The organism is Mycetocola tolaasinivorans, assembly GCF_003667565.1.
GTDB classification, from domain to species: domain Bacteria; phylum Actinomycetota; class Actinomycetes; order Actinomycetales; family Microbacteriaceae; genus Mycetocola; species Mycetocola tolaasinivorans.
Map to the genome: position 1 here is coordinate 60769 of NZ_RCUX01000011.1, position 18615 is coordinate 79383.

The window sequence follows — 18615 nt, forward strand, 5'->3', positions numbered from 1 at the left end:
GGAGCTTCGGATTGAGTGTGCGGCACCCGGGAACTCACTGGGCGATGTTACGGCCTGGCACAAACGCTGGCGGCCCGGAACGTAAACTAGCGGGGTGACTGATTTCCCCCTCCGTCGAGACCGCCGCGCGCGTGCTCGTCGCCGTTCGCTGCTGCGAGCGCCGCTAGCCATCACAATCGTAATTGCCGTTCTGGCCGTCTGCTACGGCGGCTACGCGCTGCTGCGCCCGCTGCCGGCCTCGGCCGCGACTCCAAGCCCTGCCCTCGCCACTCCGGCGCTCGCCTCGGCCCCGCTGGAGTGGCCGGCGGACGGCGTGGCCGCGATCGGTGAGGTGGGGCACTCGGGTGTTCTGGCGAGCCGGGGCTCGCAGGAGCGCACCTCGATCGCGAGCATGACCAAGACGGTCACCGCACTCGTAGTGCTCGATAAGAAACCCCTCGCCAAGGGCGAGAGCGGCCCGACCTACACGTTCACCGCCGAGGATCAGCAGATCTACGAGAACACCGTGGCCGAGGGCGGCTCGCGAGCTCCCGTCGTGGTGGGGGCCCAGGTCACCGAGCGCCAGCTGCTTGAGGGACTCATGCTCCCGAGCGGTAACAACTACGCGGTCACCCTCGCCAACTGGGCCTACGGGTCGATGGACGAGTTCCTCAAGGCGGCGCGCATCTGGCTTGACAAGCACGGCCTGACCGACACCGTCCTCGCCGATGCGAGCGGCATCAATCCGGGCAGCCAGGCCTCACCGCCGAACCTCGTGGAGATCGCCAAGCTCGTGCTCGCCCACCCCGTGCTGAGCACCGTTGTGGCCGAACCCACCGCCACCATCGCCTCGCTGGGCGATCGCGGCGTGCTCAAGAACACCAATGCACTGCTGGGCACCGGCGGCGTGATCGGCCTGAAGACCGGCACCACGATCGTGGCCGGCGCCTGCCTGATGTTTGCCGCCGAGCGCGAGATCGCGGGCACCAAGATTACCGTGGTGGGCGTGGTTATCGGCGCACCGTCACACGAGGCACTGTTTGCCTCGGTGAGTAAGCTCCTGGACAGCGCGTATGCCGGATTTACCGATACCGCCGTGATCAAGAAGGGTGACCCGGTCGGGTTCATCCAGACCGCCTCGGGTTCGCACGCGAACGTTGTTGCCGCGAAGGACTACTCCGCGGTGATCTGGAAGGACTCCGCCGTCACCCGCGACCTCAAGATCGACCCGCTCGAGTCGGGTCGGCAGGGCGATGCGGCCGGCACCCTGACCGTGACCGAAAACGGCACCACGACGGAGATTCCGCTGGTTCTGGCCGATGATCTGGCGGGAACCTCCGCCTGGTGGCGGCTGGTCAACCCTGTCTAGTCGCGAACCGGCCCCATTGCGAAAGCGCAGCCCGGCAGTGCCGGGCTGCGCTTTTTCATTTCTCCCTAGTCGCGAAAGAGCGGCGCGGCCTCGGGGCGCTTTGCGGTGACGTTGTCTCCAGAGCTTTCGTGCCGCAGACGCCGGATCACCCAGGGCACGAGGTGTTCGCGCGCCCAGGCGAGATCCTCGGAGCGAGCCTGTCGCCAGGAGGACTCGGGCACCGCCTCGGGACGGAGGGGCTTCAGATCGTTCGGGACGTTGAGGGCGTCCAGCACCATCCGCGCCACCGTGTGGTGGCCGAGCGGGTTGAGGTGCAGGCGATCCGGGGCCCACATGCCGGGATCCTGAATCTCGGAGAGCGCCCACTGATCGGCGACGATGCAGTCGTAGCGCTGCGCCACCGCGCGCAGGTTCTCGTTGTAGATCGCGACCTTGCCGCGCAGCGCGCGCATCACGGGAGAGAAGCCGGTGTCAACGCCGGTGAACAGCACGATGGTGGCACCGTCGCGGGAGAGCGTGCGGACGGCACCGTCGAGCCGCTCGGCAATTTCGTCCGGATCGGTGCCGGGGCGGATGACGTCGTTGCCTCCCGCGCAGAGCGTGATCAGGTCGGGATGCAGCGCGAGGGCCGGTTCGAGCTGATCGTTGATGATCTGCCCGATGAGCTTGCCGCGCACGGCGAGGTTTGCGTAGGCGAAGTCCTCGCAGTCCTGGGAGAGTACCTCGGCGACGCGATCGGCCCAGCCGCGGTTCCCACCGGGAAGGCTTGGCTCGGGGTCGCCGATGCCCTCGGTGAACGAGTCGCCGATCGAGACCATGCGACGCCACGGGTGCTGCGGTGCGGGAGTTTCGGTTTCAGGGGTGGACACGGGGCTCCTTCCGATTGCAAAACAGGTGCCCATCTAACCTACTCGCCTCGCCCGAGATTTTTCGAGGGCGGGCTGAATACCCGCCGCCCCTCGGCACTGTCGGAGGGTATCCGGTACAGTCTTGTTCAGTGAGCGAAGAGTTGATGATCCCGGAAAACAGTTCCGGCCCCCGCATCGGAACCTCCGCCGCCGAGCACCTGTCACCCTCCTTCCCGGAGCGTGCGGCGTGGGGTACGGTCAGCAAGCTGCGGGCCTGGCAGGCCGAGGCGATCGAGAAGTACTTTGAAACCGAGCCGCGCGATTTTCTCGCCGCGGCTACCCCGGGCGCGGGTAAAACCACCTTCGCCCTGCGGCTGGCTGCCGAGTTGCTCGCGCGGCGCACGGTCGAGCGTGTCACCGTGGTGGCCCCCACCGAGCACCTCAAGAAGCAGTGGGCGGATGCCGCCTCGCGCGCGGGCATCCGGCTCGATCCGAACTTCAGTAACGCCGAGCGTCGCTATGCCTCGCACTATCACGGTGCCGCGGTGACCTACGCGCAGGTGGCCACCCGGGCGTCACTGCACCGTGAGATCACCGAGTCTCGACGCACCCTGGTGATCCTCGACGAGGTACACCACGGCGGTGACGCCCTGAGCTGGGGTGACGCGATCCGCGAGGCGTTCGAGCCCGCCACGCGCCGCCTGTCGCTTACCGGAACCCCGTTCCGCTCGGATACCTCGCCCATTCCGTTTGTGCTCTACGCGCCGGACAATAAGGGCATTCGTACCTCGATCACCGACTACAACTACGGCTACGGCCGCGCGCTGCAGGACGGCGTCGTGCGCCCGGTGATGTTCATGGTGTACGCCGGGCACATGCGCTGGCGCACCAAGGCCGGCGATGAGATGGAGGCGCGTCTCGGGGAGGGCAATACCAAGGACATCACCTCCCAGGCCTGGCGTACCGCGCTGGATCCCAAGGGGGAGTGGGTGCCCCAGGTGCTCGACTCCGCCAATAAGCGCCTCACCGAGGTGCGGCACGCCATCCCGGATGCCGGCGGGCTGGTGATCGCAACCGATCACTACTCCGCCCGCGCCTACGCGGCTCTGCTGAAGGAGATCACCGGCGAGGAGGTCACGGTGGTGCTCTCCGATGATGCCGGGGCCTCGGATCGCATCGACGAGTTTTCGAAGGGCACGAGCCGCTGGATGGTGGCCGTGCGCATGGTATCCGAGGGCGTGGACGTGCCGCGACTCTCGGTGGGCGTCTACGCGACCTCCTCCTCGACCCCGCTGTTCTTCGCACAGGCCATCGGCCGCTTCGTGCGGGCACGCCGCCGCGGCGAGACCGCCTCGGTGTTCCTGCCCAACGTGCCGCCGCTGATGAACCTCGCGGCCGCACTGGAACTGGAGCGCGACCACGCCCTGGACCGCCCCTCAAACGAGGAGGGCGACTTCTATAACCCCGAAGACGCCATGGTTGCGGCCGCCAACAAGGAGGATCGCGCCTCCGAGGAGCTTGGGCAGGAACTCTTCACGTTTGAGCCGATGGGCTCCTCGGCCAACTTTGACCGGGTGGTCTTTGACGGCCAGGAGTTCGGCGGATACGCCGAGCCGGGCACCGATGAGGAACTCGACTTCATCGGGCTTCCCGGCATTCTTGAGCCCGAGCAGGTGCACGAACTGCTGACCCAGCGTCAGCAGCGTCAGCAGCGCCGTCAGGACGACCGCGAGGCCGCCGGCATCGCCCCGCCCGAAAGCACGCCGGAGCCGCTGTATCGCACGCTCAAGGAGCAGCGCACCCTGCTGAACTCCCTGGTGGGGCTCTACGCGAAGCAGAGTAGCCAGCCGCACGGGCTCGTGCACGCCGAGCTACGCCGCGTGTGTGGCGGGCCGGCGGTGCCGCAGGCCAGTGTGACTCAGCTACAGTCACGCATCCAGTATCTGCGTCGTCAGCTCGGCAGTCTGCGCTAGGCTCTGCGCGGCCGCGGCCGCGGCCGCGGCTGAGCGGCGCGCACCGCGCCGCTCAGCCGGACCCTTCGTCGTGTCACCCCTCGTCGTTAGCGCGCGACGATCATCGGGGTGCCGGAGTGCGGGTCGGTGATGACCGTGCAGGGCAGCCCGAAGACGCGTTCCACGTTGTCCGCGGTGACGACATCGGCGGGGGCACCGGTGGCAACGACCTCGCCGTCGCGCATCATCACGATGGTGTCGGCGAAGCGGGCTGCCTGATTGAGGTCGTGCAGGACGGCGACGATCGTGCGCCCCTCGGCATTCAGGCGGGCGAACAGCTTGAGCAGGTCGTACTGATGCGCGATGTCGAGGAACGTGGTGGGTTCGTCGAGCAGCATGGTGGGGCTCTCCTGCGCGAGCAGCATCGCGACCCATACGCGCTGGCGCTGACCGCCGGAGAGCTCGTCGACGAAGCGGTTGCGCAGCGTGTCGGTACCGGTGAGCTCCAGGGCGCTGTCCACAGCGGCGCGATCCTCGCGTGACCACTGTCGCAGCATGCTCTGGTGCGGGTGCCGGCCGCGCGCGACCAGATCGATCACGCGGATGCCATCGGGGGCGATCGATGTCTGCGGCAGCAGCCCGAGTTTGCGGGCGACCTCCTTCGGCGACTGCTGGGCTATCGCCTTGCCGTCGAGCAGGATCTGCCCGGCCGCCGGTTTCAGCAGGCGCGCCATGGCACGCAGCAGCGTCGACTTGCCGCAGGCGTTGGGGCCGACGATCACGGTGAACGAGCCCGGGGTGATCTCCACGTCCAGGCGTTCGGCGATCACCCGCTGGTCGTACGCGAGGCGCACGCCGTGTGCCGCGAGTCGTGCGGGCACTCGCCCGTCTGCCCCGGAATCCCGGGTGGTCGGGAGGGTCTGTGCGGTCATCGTCGTCTCCTAGCTTCGTGGATCAGCAACCACACCAGGTATCCGCCGCCGAGCACGACGGTGACCAGGCCTACGGGGAGCTGGGTGGGTGCGAACAGGCGCTGTGCGATGAGGTCACTCGTCGCGAGCAGTAGCGCGCCAAACGCGGCGGCACCGGATAGCGTCACACCGGCGCTTCGGGCCACGCGCCGGGCGATCTGGGGGGCGGCGAGCGCGATGAAGGCGATCGGGCCCGCCAGGGTGATCACGACGGCGCTGAATCCGACGCCGGCGACCAGGAGCAGTGCCCGCACGCGTCCGGTGCGGACGCCGAGCGCGGCGGCGGTGTCATCGCCCATCTCAAGCAGGTGCATGCGATCCGCCATCACCGCGCACAGGACGCCGAGCGGGACGAGGCACGCGACGGCGGGGACGATCCGGTCCCAGCCGGCACCGTTTAGCGTTCCCATGCCCCAGGACGCCGCCATCATCGAGACGCGCAGCTCCGAGTTCAGGATCAGCCACGACGTCACCGAGGCGAGCATCGAGCCCACCGCGATGCCAACGATGATCAGTCGGAACCCCTGGAAACCGCGCCGGAAGGCGAGCAGGTAGACGGCGAGGGCTGCGACCAGGCCACCGCCGAACGCGCCGAGCGCGATGGTGAGGTACCCGAACGTTCCCGACGTGATGACGATGAGAGCGCCGGTGTATGCGCCGGCGTCGAAGCCGATGATGTCGGGGCTGCCGAGTGGGTTGCGCGTCATTGACTGGAAGATCGCACCGGCGGCACCGAGCGCCGCCCCGAGCATGAGGGCGAGCAGTGCCCGCGGGAGACGCCACTCGACGACGACCAGCGTCTGCTTCGGCGTCCCCATACCGAACAGCGTCGCGATGACGTCTCCGGGTGAGATGACGAAGTCTCCGAGACTGAGCGCGAGGATTGAGACGAGCAGCGCCGCGGTGAGCGCGAGAATCACGGCGAGTGCGCCGCGCAGACTGATGCGTCGGGTGAGGGGGCCGCGTTCGATCTCGAGCATCCGCGGCGGGCGGGTATCGAGGGCGCTCACAGGCTACTCGCCTTCCGCGCACGCACCAGCACGATGAGAACGGGCGCGCCGATGAACGCCGTGACCAGCGCGACCGGCAGCTCGCCCGACGGCAGGATCAGGCGTCCGACGACGTCCGACACCAGCAGGAGCAGGGGTGCGGCGAGCACGGTGCCGGCCATGATCCACACCTGGTGCGGGCCGACGAGCCAGCGCACGGCGTGCGGCACCATGAGGCCGATGAAGCCGATCGGGCCGGCGGCGGCCGTTGCGGCACCGCACAGCAGCGCCACGGCGACGATCGACAGTACGCGCGTGAGTGCCACCCGGGTGCCGAGAGCCGTGGCGAGGTCGTCGCCCAGCGCGAGGGCGTTCATCGACGGTGCGAGCCAGAGGGCGATGATCAGCCCGATGGCGAGGAAGGGCAGCACGCCGAAGACGTCGCTGGTGAGCGACTGGAGGGAACCGACGGTCCAGGTGCGGATCGTGTCAAACACGTCGGAGCGCAGCAGCGCGATGCCGCCGGTGATCCCCGAGAGCACCGCGCCGAGCGCGACGCCGGCGAGGGTCATGCGCAGCGGGTCCGCGTCTCCGCGCCCCGCGGCACCGATGAGGAAGACGAGCAGTGTCGCCGCGATCGCGCCGGCGAACGCGAACCAGATGTACTGGAAGACGCCGCTCGCACCGAGGAACGCGACCGCGAAGACGACGCCGGCCGATGCGCCGGCGTTGACGCCGAGGATGCCGGGGTCCGCCAGCGGGTTGCGGCTGAACGCCTGTATCAGCGCGCCCGCGACACCGAGTGCTACGCCGACGGCGAGGGCGATCACGGTGCGCGGAATCCGCATCTCGCGGACGATCACGCCGGCCTCGGTGTCGGCACCGAGCAGCCCGTGCCACACATCGGCGAGCGGGAGTGGCTGGGAGCCGAGCACGATGCTCGCGATGATGGCGATGACGAGGCCGCCCGCGAGCAGCGCGAGACCGACGACGCGTCGCACGGGTGGCGCGGCCTCGGCGACGGGTGGAGTGGGGGTGGTGCTCATTGGATCACAGGCCGAGCTTCTCGAGTTCCGCCTCGTAGGCGTCGGTGATGGTCTCCGTATCGGTCCCCTCCTCGACGTCCCAGAGTGCGGATAGGCGCGTGCGATCCTCATCCGACAGCGCGTCGAAACGGTCGCGCCACTCCTCGGCACCCTCGGTCCAGTAGCCGATCACCTTGTAGGCGGATGCGGGCAGGCCGAGCGTGTGGCGCAGATGCTTGCGCACCCCGCGGGTGGCGCGCGTCTCGCCGGCCACCCAGACGTATCCGGGGCCGTCCGGAAGCTCGGCGGACGCCACGATCTCAGTGAGACGGGTCGGTCCGTGCCCGTTGCCGCCGTGCACCCAGTGCAGCTCGACGCCGGCGGGCAGCGTGAGGTGCTGCTCATCCTCCGCCGAGGCGACCTCGAGGACGATGCGCGTGCGCACGCCCGCCGGGGCGGTCTCGGCGAGGCGTGCGGCCGCGGGAAGCCCGGTCGCATCGGCCACGAGAAGCTGCCATCGGATGTCGGCGGGCGGCGCATACAGCCCGCGCGGGGTGTTGACGCCGACCACGTCGCCCGGCTGAGCATCCAGCGCCCATGCCGCGGCGACGCCGCCATCGTGAACGACGAAGTCGATCGTCAGCTCGCGGGCAGCCTCGTCCCAGCCGCGCACCGTGTAAGTGCGCATCTCGGCCGGGGTGACGCCCTCGGGATAGTCCCAGTAGCCGTCATCGGTGGGGAAGGGGAGCGCCGGCTCGTCGCGCTGCGAGGCGGGAAAAAATACGCGCAGGTATTCGTCGCCGATGCCGGAGGAGACGAAACCGTCCAGCCCCACGCCGCCGAACACCACGCGGACCATGCCGGTCGTCAGGCGTTGCACGCGCTGCACCACGATGCGGTGAATCAGGTTCACCGTTTTTTCGGGTGCCGTGTCCTCCGATGCGGTGGTTTCGGCGGCCGAGGTCTCAGCTGCGGCGCTCATCCGAGGAGAGCCTTCTCGACGACCTCGAGGAACGCGGTCTGGCCGCTGGGCGAGCCATAGGCCATCTCATAGTTGTATCCGTAGACGGTGTTGTTCGTGACGAAGGGCAGACGGTTCCAGATCGCGTTGCCCTTCAGCACCTCGTCGGTGGTGAGCAGGCCGGAGCCGTCCTCGTTCGTTCCGGCGAAGACGGCGTCGATGCCCTCGAGACCACCGAGCTGCTCGAGGCTGAACGCGGTCGAGTCTCCCACGGGCAGACCCTTCGCGTCGGCGTTGGCGAGCGGGGTGATGGTCAGGCCGAGGTCGCCGAACACGAGGCAGGGCACGCCATAGCAGCCCACGCTCACCTGCCCGTCGCGGAACGCCATGTCGGCGACGACCGGGTGGATGCCGCGCTCGTCCAGACGCTTGCGGATGTCGGCGACCTTCGCCTGGTAGTCCGCGGTCCACGCATCATGCTGGGCGGTACGGCCGAGGTCGGTGGCGAGCTGCTGGAACGGCTCGCGCCAGTCGATGCCGGCGAACGCATTGTACGTATACGTCGGGGCGATCTTCTGCAGCTTCGGGTCGAGGTCGGTGTTGCTGCCGATGCCGTTGAGGATGAAGTCGGGGTTGACCGCAAGCACACCTTCGAAGTTGTACTCCGGGAAGTTTACGAAGGTTTTCAGGCCCTTTAGCGGTTCCTGCGGGAAGTACGCGGGGAAGGTCTTGAAGTCCTCGCGCACCGGTTGGGTGTCTGCGAGGTGGAAGCCCAGCGTCATCAGGATGTCGAGGTCGGTCGTGTAAAACCCGAGCGCGGCCTTCGGGTCCTTTGGCATCTCGATCGTCACGCCGGTGGGCGTCTTCAGCGTGGTGGTCTCAGCGGCGGCGGCATCGCCCGAGGCCTGCGATGCGCAGGAGGTGAGCGCGAGGGCGGCGACGGCGGATGCGGCGAGGAGGGCGAGGGCACGGGGGCGCATAGCGGGGTCCTTCGAATAGAAAGCGAGGGGAGATTTCAGGCAAGGCTTGCCTAACTAATCTAGTATTGCTCGCCATCATATCGGCTGACTGCCACATGCTGTTGCGCAGGTGCCGAACTCTACGGGGTGGCCGCTCGGGTCGTGCGTGCCCGTGCGCTCGCGAACGCTCCGGGCGTATGGCCGACCTCGCGGCGGAATGCCTGCACGAATGAGCTCGCGGAGGCGTAGCCGACCTTGGCCGCGGCGGCTGAGACGGAGTGGTCCGCCGCCAGCAGTTCGATCGCGCGCCGCATTCGGGCGCGCATTCGCCAGGTCGTGAAGGTCAGCCCCGTTTCCGCGACGAATAGGCGCGACAGGTTGCGCGCACTCGCGCCGACGGCGAAACCCCAGTCGACGAGCTCCCGATCATCAGCCGGGTCCGCCAGGATGGCCTGGGCAATCCGGAGCGTGCGGTCATCAATCGGCAGTGGCAGGTCGACGGTGGACACCTCCACGGGCTCCAGTAGCATCGGCACCAGCAGCTCTGCGTGCGTGCGCACCTCCTGCGACAGGTAGGGCGGCAGTTGCAGGCGAGAGAGCAGGGTAGAGACGGCCTCGGGGATCGCCACGGCGGTGACGTCGTCGGCGGGTGAACCGATGTGGGGCTCCAGGTGCGTGCATCGGAACGACGTGTGCGCGGCCGCGACGACGCGGTGTTCCACGCCGCTGGGTATCCACAACCCCACGGCATTCGGCACGGCGAACCAGCCGCGCTCGGTTTCCACGGTCAGGGTTCCGCGCGTCGCCCACAGCAGCTCGTTGAGGTTGTCGTGACGGTGCGTGCCCCACTCGATCCCCTCGGCGACCGTGAAGTCATCCGTGTCGATCGCCCACACGGGGTCGGCATCGATCTGGCCGTTCAGCGACATGAGGGGCATGGGTGTGGTGCGGTGGTCATCGTGAACGTGAGTCTAGGGGGCGGATGCGAGGCGTGCAATTCGGGCGCCGGGCGCACGGAAGTCGGCTGGCCCATATTCCTGACCGGGACCGGGCGCGCTGCACGCTAGGCTCGGATTATGTCCGCATCCTCCCCGTCTCATTCGGAGCGGGCACACCGTTCGTGGTGGCGTCGTCTGCTCTCTCAGCCGCTCATCTGGGCGGCACTGTGCCTGGCGCTCACACTTCCCTGGACGCTGAATGAGCGCGGTATGGATGTGGTGCCGTTCATTCTGACGCTCGTTGGCGGGTGGCTCATCGGCGTCGCGTTTGTGAACTGGACCCTGAGAATGCAGCCGGTGAGCCGTGGTGTGATCGTCCACGTCGGTGTGGCGGTGGTGGCCACCACCGCGATGATCGTGGGTGTGGAGGGTGGCGGTGCGTTCATTCGCGGTCTGCCCGAGGCGCTCCGCGGCCCCGTGGTCATGGGTCAGCTTGCGCTAATTCCGGCGATCTGCTGGACGCTCCTGGGGCTGGTGAGTCGGGTGACGGTCCTCGCCCGGAGGCCGGCCCGAAACCTTCGCACGGTGCCCGAGTGGGTTGAGGATCGCACCGGCGTGACCGTCGCCTTTCACGCCGTTCCGATGCGCCTACGCACGCTGTATGGGTGGGGTATTGCGCTCGCAGCGCTCGTGGCCGTGGTGATCTCGATTCCCATTGTGAACGATGCCGTGCCGCGCTGGGCCAACCAGTCGCCGATGATCTTTCTCGCCGCCGCGGCCATCACCGCACTTCCGCCCTACCTCGTTTTCCGTGCCGTGTGTGCCCGTCGGACGCGTTCCGTTGTGGTGCGATTCACCCCGCGGGGGCTCACCCTCACGGAGGATGGCGTGAGCGTGCAGATTCCGCTGAGCCGCGTCACCCGGCTGGTGTGGTCAGCGTCGGGGGAGACCTGCCGCGTCGAGCTCGAGGCACCGGCGGCGGACCGCTCGCTACTGCTGAGCGTCGCCCGGCACGATCGCGGGGTCTCGGCCGAGCTCCCACCCCTGCGCGCTCGGACGGTTTCCTGGCTCGCCGAGGCCGGGCTGATCCTGGTGGGGCCCACGGGATCTCGCGCGAAGCGCTCGCCCGCATGGGTATTCGAACACGCGTTCGATCAGCCGAAATCCTGAGCCTGCGTTTCCCACGTCATCCCTCTGCTTCGAGTAGTAACTATACAGGATGTCCTGTACAGTAATGCGTGGTCGTGAAGACTCACGCGCCACACACCGTCGAAAGGCTCCGCATGATTCCCCTCAGTAACCCCGCGTCAGATCAGCGCAAGATCACCAATCCGGACGGACTCTACAACCCGGTCAGCAGCGCATACAGCTTCGCCGTCTCGGCCCCCGGAGCGCTCGTCTTTTTGGCCGGGCACTGGGCGGGTGATATCGACGGAAACCTGATCGAGGGCGACTTCGCCGCGCAGGTTGATCGAACCCTGGAGAACATGGCGATCACCCTGGCCGCTGAGGGCCTGGGGTTTGAGCACGTCCTCAAACTCACGGCCTTCGTTGTTGATCACGACGCGGAGACCCTGAACGCGGTGGTGGCGGCCGAATCGCGAATCTGGGGCGATCGGCCGCCGGCTCACAGCCTGATTCCGGTTCCCGCGCTCGCCGGCCCCGGGCTGCGATTTGAGCTCGAGGCGGTTGCCGCAAGGCCCGTGATCACCGAGCAGAATGGCTGAGGGGATCCCACCCATGCGCACACCTGAACGGCCAGACCCCGCGGGCGCGGCCGCCACCGTAGTGCGGGAGCACACGGCCTGGGCGTCTATTCTGCTCCTGATGCTCACCAGCTTCATGCTCGTGGTCGCTGAGTTCCTACCGCCCAGCCTTCTGCCCGCGATGTCCGCGGCCCTCGGGATTACCGAGGGTCAGGCCGGACAGGCCGTCACTGCAACGGCGCTAGCCGGCTTTGTCGCCGGCCCAACCGTGGGGATACTCTTCCCCCGACTTGATCGCCGAACCCTGCTCGTTCTGCTCGCGGTGGCCGCGGCACTCTCCAGCGCCCTGGTGGCGCTCTCGGCCAGCTATGTGATGCTCCTGGTCGCTCGGCTGCTGCTGGGCGCGGCCCTCGGCGCCTTTTGGGCAATGTCCATCGCGATCGCCGCCCGGCTCTCAGCCCCGCACCGGTTGGGGCGCGCCATCATGATCGTCAACACCGGCCCCACCGCGGCCACCGTCGCCGGTGTTCCGGTTGGAACCTATCTGGGCTCCGTCATGGACTGGCGGTTGATCTTTGCCGCGGTCGCCGTTCTCACGGTGCTGGTTGGTTTCGCCCTACGCGCGGTCCTGCCGCAGATCAGCCCCGCTCCCTCCGGCGGCGGATTCCGATCACTGGGGGAGACCCTGCGCATCCCGGGCATCCGACAGGGACTCACGGGACACATGCTGACCGTGCTGGGGCACTTCATCGCGTTCACCTACATTCTCCTTGTGATTGCCCGGGTTCCCGGGCTCGATGCGGCGGCCATCGCACTGCTCCTCGTCGTATTCGGGGTGGGCGGTGTTGTCGGAAACCTGGTGATTGGGCTGCTCGTTGATCGCCATCTGGCGGTGCTTCGCTTTGTTGTACCGGCGCTGATCGGAACCTCAATCGCGCTCCTCGCCGCACTCCCGGGCCAGCACTGGGTGGTCATTACGGCAATGACGACGTGGGGAATTGGGTTTGGTGCCTGGCTCACGACGCTGAGCACCTGGATGGGCCGCGTGGTTCCCGATCGCATGGAGTCCGGTGGCGGACTCGTCGTGGCCGGTTTCCAGCTGGCAATTGCCGTGGGGGCCGGGATCGGTGGGCTCCTCATCGACGGATTGGGAGTTGTTCCGGCCCTGACCATTGCCGCGGCATCGGCCCTGGCCGGCGGGGTGGTTTTTGGGACCGCCCGCACCACGCGCTGATCCGATTCCCAAACCCGGCATAAATGCGATAGACAGAGGGGCGGGATGAGTTGAGCCGAAAGAGAGACCCATGAGACCCAGCAATCGTGAAAAGATCCTTTCCGCCGCCTACGGCGTAGTGGAAAGGGAGGGCGTCTCTGCGGTGACCTTTGAGGCGGTGTCTGCCGCATCGGGGATATCCCGCGGCGGACTGCTCTATCACTTCCGCTCCAAGGAGGAGCTACTCCTCGCTCTTCACGAGTATCTCGCGCAGCGCTGGGAAGAGCGTCTGATCGAGGCGCTCGGCCGTGCTCCCGAAGAGGCCACCGCCGATGAGAAGATCGCCGCCTACGCGCGAGTGAGCGCAAGAAGTGCCAGCGGTCCCGAGCTGCTGTTGATCCTGGAGTCGTCAATTCATAGTGAGCTGCGACGGCCCTGGTCGGCCGTCCTTGCTGAGTGGACGCCCAATCTGGCAGGGGTCTCACCCGAGGACCCGGTGGCCCTCGACCGGCTGCTGGCGGTGCTCGCAGCAAACGGACTGTGGGCGAGCGAGGCCATCAGCGACGTGAGAATCCCCGCCGAGCTCCGCGGTGCCCTCGCGGAGCGCATCTCGGGCATGCTCGAGAGCCCCTCCGCCCCCTAGCCCAGCATCTGTCGTACTGCTCTCGTCTACACAGTGCTCTTGTCCACACAGCGGCGGCCACCTCGGATATCCGGGGTGGCCGCCGCTGTGTGCTGTACCGAGCCAGTCGCAAATCGTGCCGGTTTCGGCAGGGTGATCGCTAGGCTGCGGGGGCGATCGGTCCCGTTTCGGGGTGCGCCGAGTGCTCGGCTCGTCCGGCCTCGCGCTCCAGGCGGCGATCGGTGCGGGAGAGGAGCTGCGCGATCAGGGCGATGAGCGCGCTCGCCGCCATGACGAGGCCGTACAGGGTCGCGACGGTGGCGAGTCCAAGAACGGGTTCGAGCGCTCCGGCAATGAGAACCGGGACGCCGAAGGACAGGTAGCTGACCACGTAGATGGCCGAGAGGAGCCCGGCGCGATGCTGGGGCTCGGCGGTGGCGGTCAGCATGCGCAGCGGTGCCTGGAAGCCCGCACCAAATCCGATGCCACCCACGATGCTGGCGGTGATCAGGAGCGCGAAGCTCTCGACATCCACCGCGACCACCATGAGTACGGAACCGGCGATGAGCCCCACGAGCCCCGCCAGAAGCGCGTGCCGGGGATTTACCCCGCGTGTGACGACCCCGGTCGCAGCCCCGATCAGGGTAAACAGGCCGATCAGAAGCCCGGGGAGCAGGTGGTCGGTGAGATCAAAGCGCGCAATCAGAATGGACGGAAGCATGGCGAGGAACAGGCCACCGAGGCCCCAGCTCGCGGCAAACGCGCCGGCCAGTGCTCCGAACAGCGAGCGGGAGGCGGTGGGGATCGCGAGGGTGGGGCGCAGTGATGCGAGGCCGCCCGGGCGCCGCGTCACGGTTTCGGGAACCCAGATCAGCGCTACGGCGAGTGCAATGAGCAGAATCGTGAAGCTTGCATAGACGGTGAATGCCGGATTGGGGGCAAAGCGGGTAAGGAAACCGGAGACGATGGCCCCGAACGCGAGCCCCACCGGCGGGACCGAGCCGTTCAGTGTGGCGGCCAGGGCGGTGTTGCCGCGGGGTGCGTTATCGAGCATTGCCGCGCCGAGGGTGCCCATCATGAGGCCCACCGAGCCACCCTGCACGATGCGGGCGAGGATCAGTGTGCCCGGCCCGCTCGCGAACATGAAAAACCCCATCGCGATCAGCAGCCCCGCCAGCCCGATCGCGATGAGGGGCTTGCGACCGATGTAGTCCGAGAGCGCCCCCGCGGTGAGGAGCGTGACGAGCAACCCGCCCACGTACACCGCAAAAACCGTGGTGGTCAGGAGTGGCGTGAGGTGCCACTCCGCGCTGTAGAGCGGGTACAGCGGTGAGGGCGCTGAGCCCGTGGCGATTGCGGTGAGGAGGATGCCGGCGAGGATCCAGATGCCGCCGCGGCGGCCGGAAACCAAGGAAATCAAGGGGGTGCCTTCCTGGCGAGGGTAGTACGAGTTTTGTCGTACCTGAGAATAGTACTACCAAAGTCGTACTAAGGCGTGAACGCTGTAGACTGTGGGGCATGACAACGCAGTTGCTGCCGCAGGCCGGCCAGGAGGAGCGTCTGGAACAACCGGAGGCTCAGGACATTCGGCTCGACGTGGTGTTTGCCGCGCTGTCTGACCCGCTGCGGATCACCATCGTTAAACGACTCATGGGTGAGGGCGACGACGTCTTCCGTTCCTGCACCTGGGTGGGCATTGACCGCCCCAAATCCACGCTGACCCATCACTTCCGCGCGCTGCGCGAGGCCGGGATCATCGAGCAGCGTCGATTTGGTACCGAGCGCCGCAGCCGGGTGCGAGTGGCGGATCTGAGTGCACGGTTCCCCGGGCTCCTGGAACTCGTGGCGGCGGCACCGCTCGAATAGCCGCGCGAGCGTACGCCGCGTGCAGCAATGCGCAATCGGCCGACCCCGCACGGGGTCGGCCGTTTCTGGTTGTGTGATGCTAGCTGGCGGGGGAGGCCCAGGCAGCGAGTGCCGCGCGGATCGCCTCCGACCGGCCGAGGTTTTCTCGCTCGGCGCGGGCCATGAGCGCGGCCAGTTCACTCTCGCTCAGGCGCACGGTGACTGCCTGCGAGGGCTCGGACGCGCGTGCGGGGCGCCCGGTGGGTCGGATGGTGGCGCCCGGGAACCCCTCCTCGGCGTTCTTGACGAGCCCGGCGATAACAGTCTCGGTGATCTCGACGCCGTCGATCTGGCCGTAGGAGCCGTTTTCGGGTGTTGCGATGCCGTTGTTCATCTGAGTCTCCCTTGCATTTTGGTGACGGTGCTCTTGCGAGCGGGCATTGCGTGGATGATGAGGTACCTGGAGCCGCTCCCGAATGCGAGCGACGCGACCTCCCAGGGGAGACCCGAGCTGTCGAATGCCAGGCGGACGTATCGCGGGGGTACGCCATCGTAAATCGTCATTTCGTCGGTGCCAAACATCCACATGCGAGTGACTTCGTCGACGCTCAAACCCCGCTTGAGTGCCGACCGGTGAACCTGAACGTGCATCGTGTGCCGCCGACCTGTTTCGTATACAAAACTACCCTAGTTTCGTGTACAAAACCATAGTTCGGAATAATGCGGCCTGGGGAGTTGCCGAGAGTGCGGGGGAGAAGTTCTCTCGAGAGTGAGCCTGTGGAAAGCTCCGGAGGTTCCCGCATGCCGTTTTGGTGGCCCCGCACGCGGCGCCGAGTGGTGAAACGACGAAGGGCCCGGATCTTTCGACCCGGGCCCTTCGATACTGTGCGCGGAAGGGGACTTGAACCCCTACGCCCTAATACGGGCACTAGCACCTCAAGCTAGCGCGTCTGCCATTCCGCCACCCGCGCGGGTAACTTCCGATTTCTCGGCTTGATCGCTTTCGTGACCGGCACTTGTCTTTCCGGCCGTGGCCGTTCCAACAGATAGAACACTACCAGAGACGCCACGCTCGTTTTGCTCGGTGGGTGTCGGGCGTATGTGCGTGTGGCCCGCTTGGTTCGCCAATTTCAGCGGTGTCGCCCGTGTTTTCCGGTGTGTCGCCGTCGGTGTTCTTCGTTCCTCGGGCCGTTTTTTGCGCGTTCGGATGCTGTCGGCCGCGAGTGTCGCGCCTTCGGTTCGCCCTTGCGGGACCACTTCGGGCGCTCCGAAAATAAGAAAGGGCACGGACCTTTCGATCCGAGCCGGAAAACGAGGAGAGGCCCGGATCTTTCGATCCGAGCCTTTCAGTTGTGTCTCAACACAGTGTGCTGCTGTAAACGGTACAGCGGGAATTGAACCCCCACACGAGGAGAGGCCCGGATCTTTCGATCCGAGCCTCTCAGTACTGTCTCAACACAGTGTGCTGCTGTAAACGGTACAGCGGGAGTTGAACCCCCACACGAGGAGAGGCCCGGATCTTTCGATCCGAGCCTCTCAGTACTGTCTCAACACAGTGTGCTGCTGTAAACGGTACAGCGGGAGTTGAACCCAAAAACGAGGAGAGGCCCGAATCCGAAGATTCGAGCCTCTCAGTACTGTCTCAACACAGTGTGCGCGGAAGGGGACTTGAACCCCTACGCCCTAATACGGGCACTAGCACCTCAAGCTAGCGCGTCTGCCATTCCGCCACCCGCGCGGGTAACTTCCGATTTCTCGGCTTGATCGCTTTCGCGACCGGCGTTTGTTGTCTGGGTGGTGGCCCGTCCAACGTGTAAAACATTACCAGACGCAAAACTCGCGTTTTTACCAACCGACACAAATCCATCATTGGGTTTGGATGCACGGTAGCCTTGTGAGCATGACCGAGGCCCAGAATTACGCGGAATTTGCGCTCGATGAGACCGCAATCATCACCCGTGAACTTATCCAATTGAATACAACAAACTACGGCGACGGTGTGTCGGATGGGGAGACGGAGGCTGCGGAGTACGTCGAGGCGAAGCTGCGGGCGCTCGGGCTTGAGCCGCAGATGTTTGATGCCGCGCCGGGCCGCACGAGCGTGGTGGCGCGGGTTCCCGGTCGCAATCGCGATAAGGGTGCGCTCGTGGTGCACGGGCACCTCGATGTGGTGCCCGCTGATCCCGAGAACTGGTCGGTAGATCCGTTTGGTGGCGTGATCAAGGACGGCATGATCTGGGGCCGTGGTGCCGTGGATATGAAGAACATGGACGCCATGATTCTGACCTCGCTGGCCGATGTGATCGAGCGTGGTGGCCCCGAGCGTGATCTCGTGATTGCATTCTTTGCCGATGAGGAGAACGGCGGAATCTTCGGTTCGCACTACCTGGTGGACAACCACCCGCACCTGTTCGAGGGCGCGACCGAGGCTATTAGCGAGGTGGGTGGGTATTCCGTCACCGTGAATGATCGGCGTGCGTACCTGCTGCAGACCGGGGAGAAGGCGCTGGTGTGGGCGAAGCTCGTGGCTACCGGCACCGCCGCGCATGGTTCTCGAGTATTGCAGGACAACGCGGTCACCAAGCTCGCGCGTGCCGTGGCCGCGATCGGAACCATCGAGTGGCCGGTCCGGCTGACCGATACCACCGAGCAGCTCATCGCCTCCCTTGCGGGGCTCCTCGGTGTGGATCCGCAGCGCGTCGGGCCCGACGAGATCGCCCTCGCGACCGGCCCGGCCGGCGCGTTTATTCACGCTTCCCTGCGGACTACCAGTAATCCCACCATGCTGTCCGCCGGATACAAGCACAACGTGATTCCCGATCGCGCGGAGGCCCGAATCGACATTCGCTGCTTCCCCGGCGAGGAGGCCGCCGTGGTGGCGCAGCTCCAGGCCCTCATCGGTGACGAGGTGCGGATCGAAATCTCGCACCAGGACGTCGGCATCGAAAACCCCGTAACGGGCACCCTGGTGGACGCCGTCACGGCCGCCCTTGGAACCCACGATCCCGGTGCTCCGGTGCTCCCATATCTGCTGGCCGCGGGCACGGACAACAAGGCACTGTCTAAGCTGGGTATTGCCGGATATGGGTTCGCCCCGCTGAAGCTGCCGGCCGAACTTGATTTTCCGGCGATGTTCCACGGCGTGGACGAGTGTGTTCCCCTGGATGCTCTCGTGTTTGGCCGCGCGGTTCTCACCGATCTGCTTCTTGACTACTAACCACCACGAAAGAAAGTCACT

17 protein-coding genes and 2 tRNA genes are annotated in these 18615 nt (G+C 66.6%); 8 read left to right on the forward strand and 11 right to left on the reverse strand.

Going from position 1 to position 18615, the window contains the following annotated elements:
• Nucleotides 1–94 precede the first annotated feature (94 nt).
• Nucleotides 95–1348: a D-alanyl-D-alanine carboxypeptidase family protein gene (locus D9V32_RS13240; protein WP_121649391.1), complete on the forward strand. Its 1254-nt coding sequence runs from the start codon at nucleotides 95–97 to the stop codon at nucleotides 1346–1348.
• Nucleotides 1349–1413: 65 nt separating this feature from the next.
• Here the strand turns inward: D9V32_RS13240 and D9V32_RS13245 are convergent, their stop codons facing one another.
• Nucleotides 1414–2166 (reverse strand): SGNH/GDSL hydrolase family protein, encoded by a 753-nt coding sequence (locus D9V32_RS13245; protein ID WP_245982337.1) that lies wholly within the window; start codon nucleotides 2164–2166, stop codon nucleotides 1414–1416.
• Nucleotides 2167–2360: 194 nt separating this feature from the next.
• On the opposite strand from D9V32_RS13245, the gene D9V32_RS13250 reads away from it, so the two are divergent.
• Complete coding sequence (locus D9V32_RS13250; protein WP_121649393.1) at nucleotides 2361–4169, forward strand: DEAD/DEAH box helicase; 1809 nt, start codon at nucleotides 2361–2363, stop codon at nucleotides 4167–4169.
• Nucleotides 4170–4255: 86 nt separating this feature from the next.
• Here D9V32_RS13250 and D9V32_RS13255 read toward each other — a convergent pair whose 3' ends face one another.
• The 6 genes from D9V32_RS13255 to D9V32_RS13280 all read right to left on the reverse strand — a co-directional run bounded on the left by D9V32_RS13255 (nucleotide 4256) and on the right by D9V32_RS13280 (nucleotide 9982).
• A complete protein-coding gene (locus D9V32_RS13255; RefSeq protein ID WP_121649394.1) occupies nucleotides 4256–5080 on the reverse strand; it encodes an ABC transporter ATP-binding protein in 825 nt (274 codons plus the stop codon).
• Nucleotides 5077–6129, reverse strand: coding sequence for a FecCD family ABC transporter permease (locus tag D9V32_RS13260; protein ID WP_121649395.1), 1053 nt, complete (start codon nucleotides 6127–6129; stop codon nucleotides 5077–5079). The genes D9V32_RS13255 and D9V32_RS13260 overlap by 4 nt, the downstream gene beginning before the upstream one ends.
• Nucleotides 6126–7154 (reverse strand): iron chelate uptake ABC transporter family permease subunit, encoded by a 1029-nt coding sequence (locus D9V32_RS13265; protein ID WP_121649396.1) that lies wholly within the window; start codon nucleotides 7152–7154, stop codon nucleotides 6126–6128. The genes D9V32_RS13260 and D9V32_RS13265 overlap by 4 nt, the downstream gene beginning before the upstream one ends.
• A gap of 4 nt (nucleotides 7155–7158) precedes the next feature.
• A complete protein-coding gene (locus tag D9V32_RS13270) occupies nucleotides 7159–8115 on the reverse strand; it encodes a siderophore-interacting protein (protein ID WP_121649397.1) in 957 nt (318 codons plus the stop codon).
• A complete protein-coding gene (locus tag D9V32_RS13275; RefSeq protein WP_121649398.1) occupies nucleotides 8112–9074 on the reverse strand; it encodes an ABC transporter substrate-binding protein in 963 nt (320 codons plus the stop codon). Before D9V32_RS13275 ends, D9V32_RS13270 begins: the two co-directional genes overlap by 4 nt.
• Before the next feature lie 119 nt (nucleotides 9075–9193).
• A complete protein-coding gene (locus D9V32_RS13280; RefSeq protein WP_183086319.1) occupies nucleotides 9194–9982 on the reverse strand; it encodes an AraC family transcriptional regulator in 789 nt (262 codons plus the stop codon).
• 147 nt (nucleotides 9983–10129) lie between these two features.
• Here D9V32_RS13280 and D9V32_RS13285 point away from each other — a divergent pair, with 147 nt between their 5' ends.
• From D9V32_RS13285 to D9V32_RS13300, 4 genes are all read left to right on the forward strand, one after another.
• Nucleotides 10130–11161, forward strand: coding sequence for a hypothetical protein (locus tag D9V32_RS13285; protein WP_147440485.1), 1032 nt, complete (start codon nucleotides 10130–10132; stop codon nucleotides 11159–11161).
• 113 nt (nucleotides 11162–11274) lie between these two features.
• Nucleotides 11275–11718, forward strand: coding sequence for a RidA family protein (locus D9V32_RS13290; protein ID WP_121649401.1), 444 nt, complete (start codon nucleotides 11275–11277; stop codon nucleotides 11716–11718).
• A 13-nt stretch (nucleotides 11719–11731) separates the two neighbouring features.
• On the forward strand, nucleotides 11732–12931 hold the full coding sequence (locus tag D9V32_RS13295; protein WP_220700713.1) for an MFS transporter: 1200 nt from the start codon (nucleotides 11732–11734) through the stop codon (nucleotides 12929–12931).
• A 70-nt stretch (nucleotides 12932–13001) separates the two neighbouring features.
• Nucleotides 13002–13553: a TetR/AcrR family transcriptional regulator gene (locus D9V32_RS13300; RefSeq protein ID WP_121649403.1), complete on the forward strand. Its 552-nt coding sequence runs from the start codon at nucleotides 13002–13004 to the stop codon at nucleotides 13551–13553.
• Between the two features lie 139 nt (nucleotides 13554–13692).
• On the opposite strand, the gene D9V32_RS13305 is transcribed toward D9V32_RS13300, so the two are convergent.
• Nucleotides 13693–14952, reverse strand: a complete 1260-nt coding sequence (locus D9V32_RS13305) for an MFS transporter (RefSeq protein ID WP_121649404.1) — start codon at nucleotides 14950–14952, stop codon at nucleotides 13693–13695.
• 98 nt (nucleotides 14953–15050) lie between these two features.
• On the opposite strand from D9V32_RS13305, the gene D9V32_RS13310 reads away from it, so the two are divergent.
• Nucleotides 15051–15398 carry an ArsR/SmtB family transcription factor gene (locus tag D9V32_RS13310; RefSeq protein ID WP_121649405.1) on the forward strand — a complete coding sequence of 116 codons (348 nt, stop codon included), beginning with the start codon at nucleotides 15051–15053 and terminating at the stop codon, nucleotides 15396–15398.
• 79 nt (nucleotides 15399–15477) lie between these two features.
• Here D9V32_RS13310 and D9V32_RS13315 read toward each other — a convergent pair whose 3' ends face one another.
• From D9V32_RS13315 to D9V32_RS13330, 3 genes are all read right to left on the reverse strand, one after another.
• The gene (locus D9V32_RS13315; RefSeq protein ID WP_121649406.1) at nucleotides 15478–15771 is read right to left on the reverse strand and encodes a ribbon-helix-helix protein, CopG family; all 294 of its coding nucleotides are present in this window, start codon (nucleotides 15769–15771) and stop codon (nucleotides 15478–15480) included.
• Between the two features lie 492 nt (nucleotides 15772–16263).
• Nucleotides 16264–16348: transfer RNA gene (locus D9V32_RS13325), tRNA-Leu, on the reverse strand.
• Nucleotides 16349–17030: 682 nt separating this feature from the next.
• Nucleotides 17031–17115: transfer RNA gene (locus D9V32_RS13330), tRNA-Leu, on the reverse strand.
• A 162-nt stretch (nucleotides 17116–17277) separates the two neighbouring features.
• Between D9V32_RS13330 and D9V32_RS13335 the strand changes: the two genes are divergently transcribed.
• Nucleotides 17278–18594: a M20/M25/M40 family metallo-hydrolase gene (locus D9V32_RS13335; protein WP_121649408.1), complete on the forward strand. Its 1317-nt coding sequence runs from the start codon at nucleotides 17278–17280 to the stop codon at nucleotides 18592–18594.
• The last annotated feature ends 21 nt before the right edge of the window (nucleotides 18595–18615 follow it).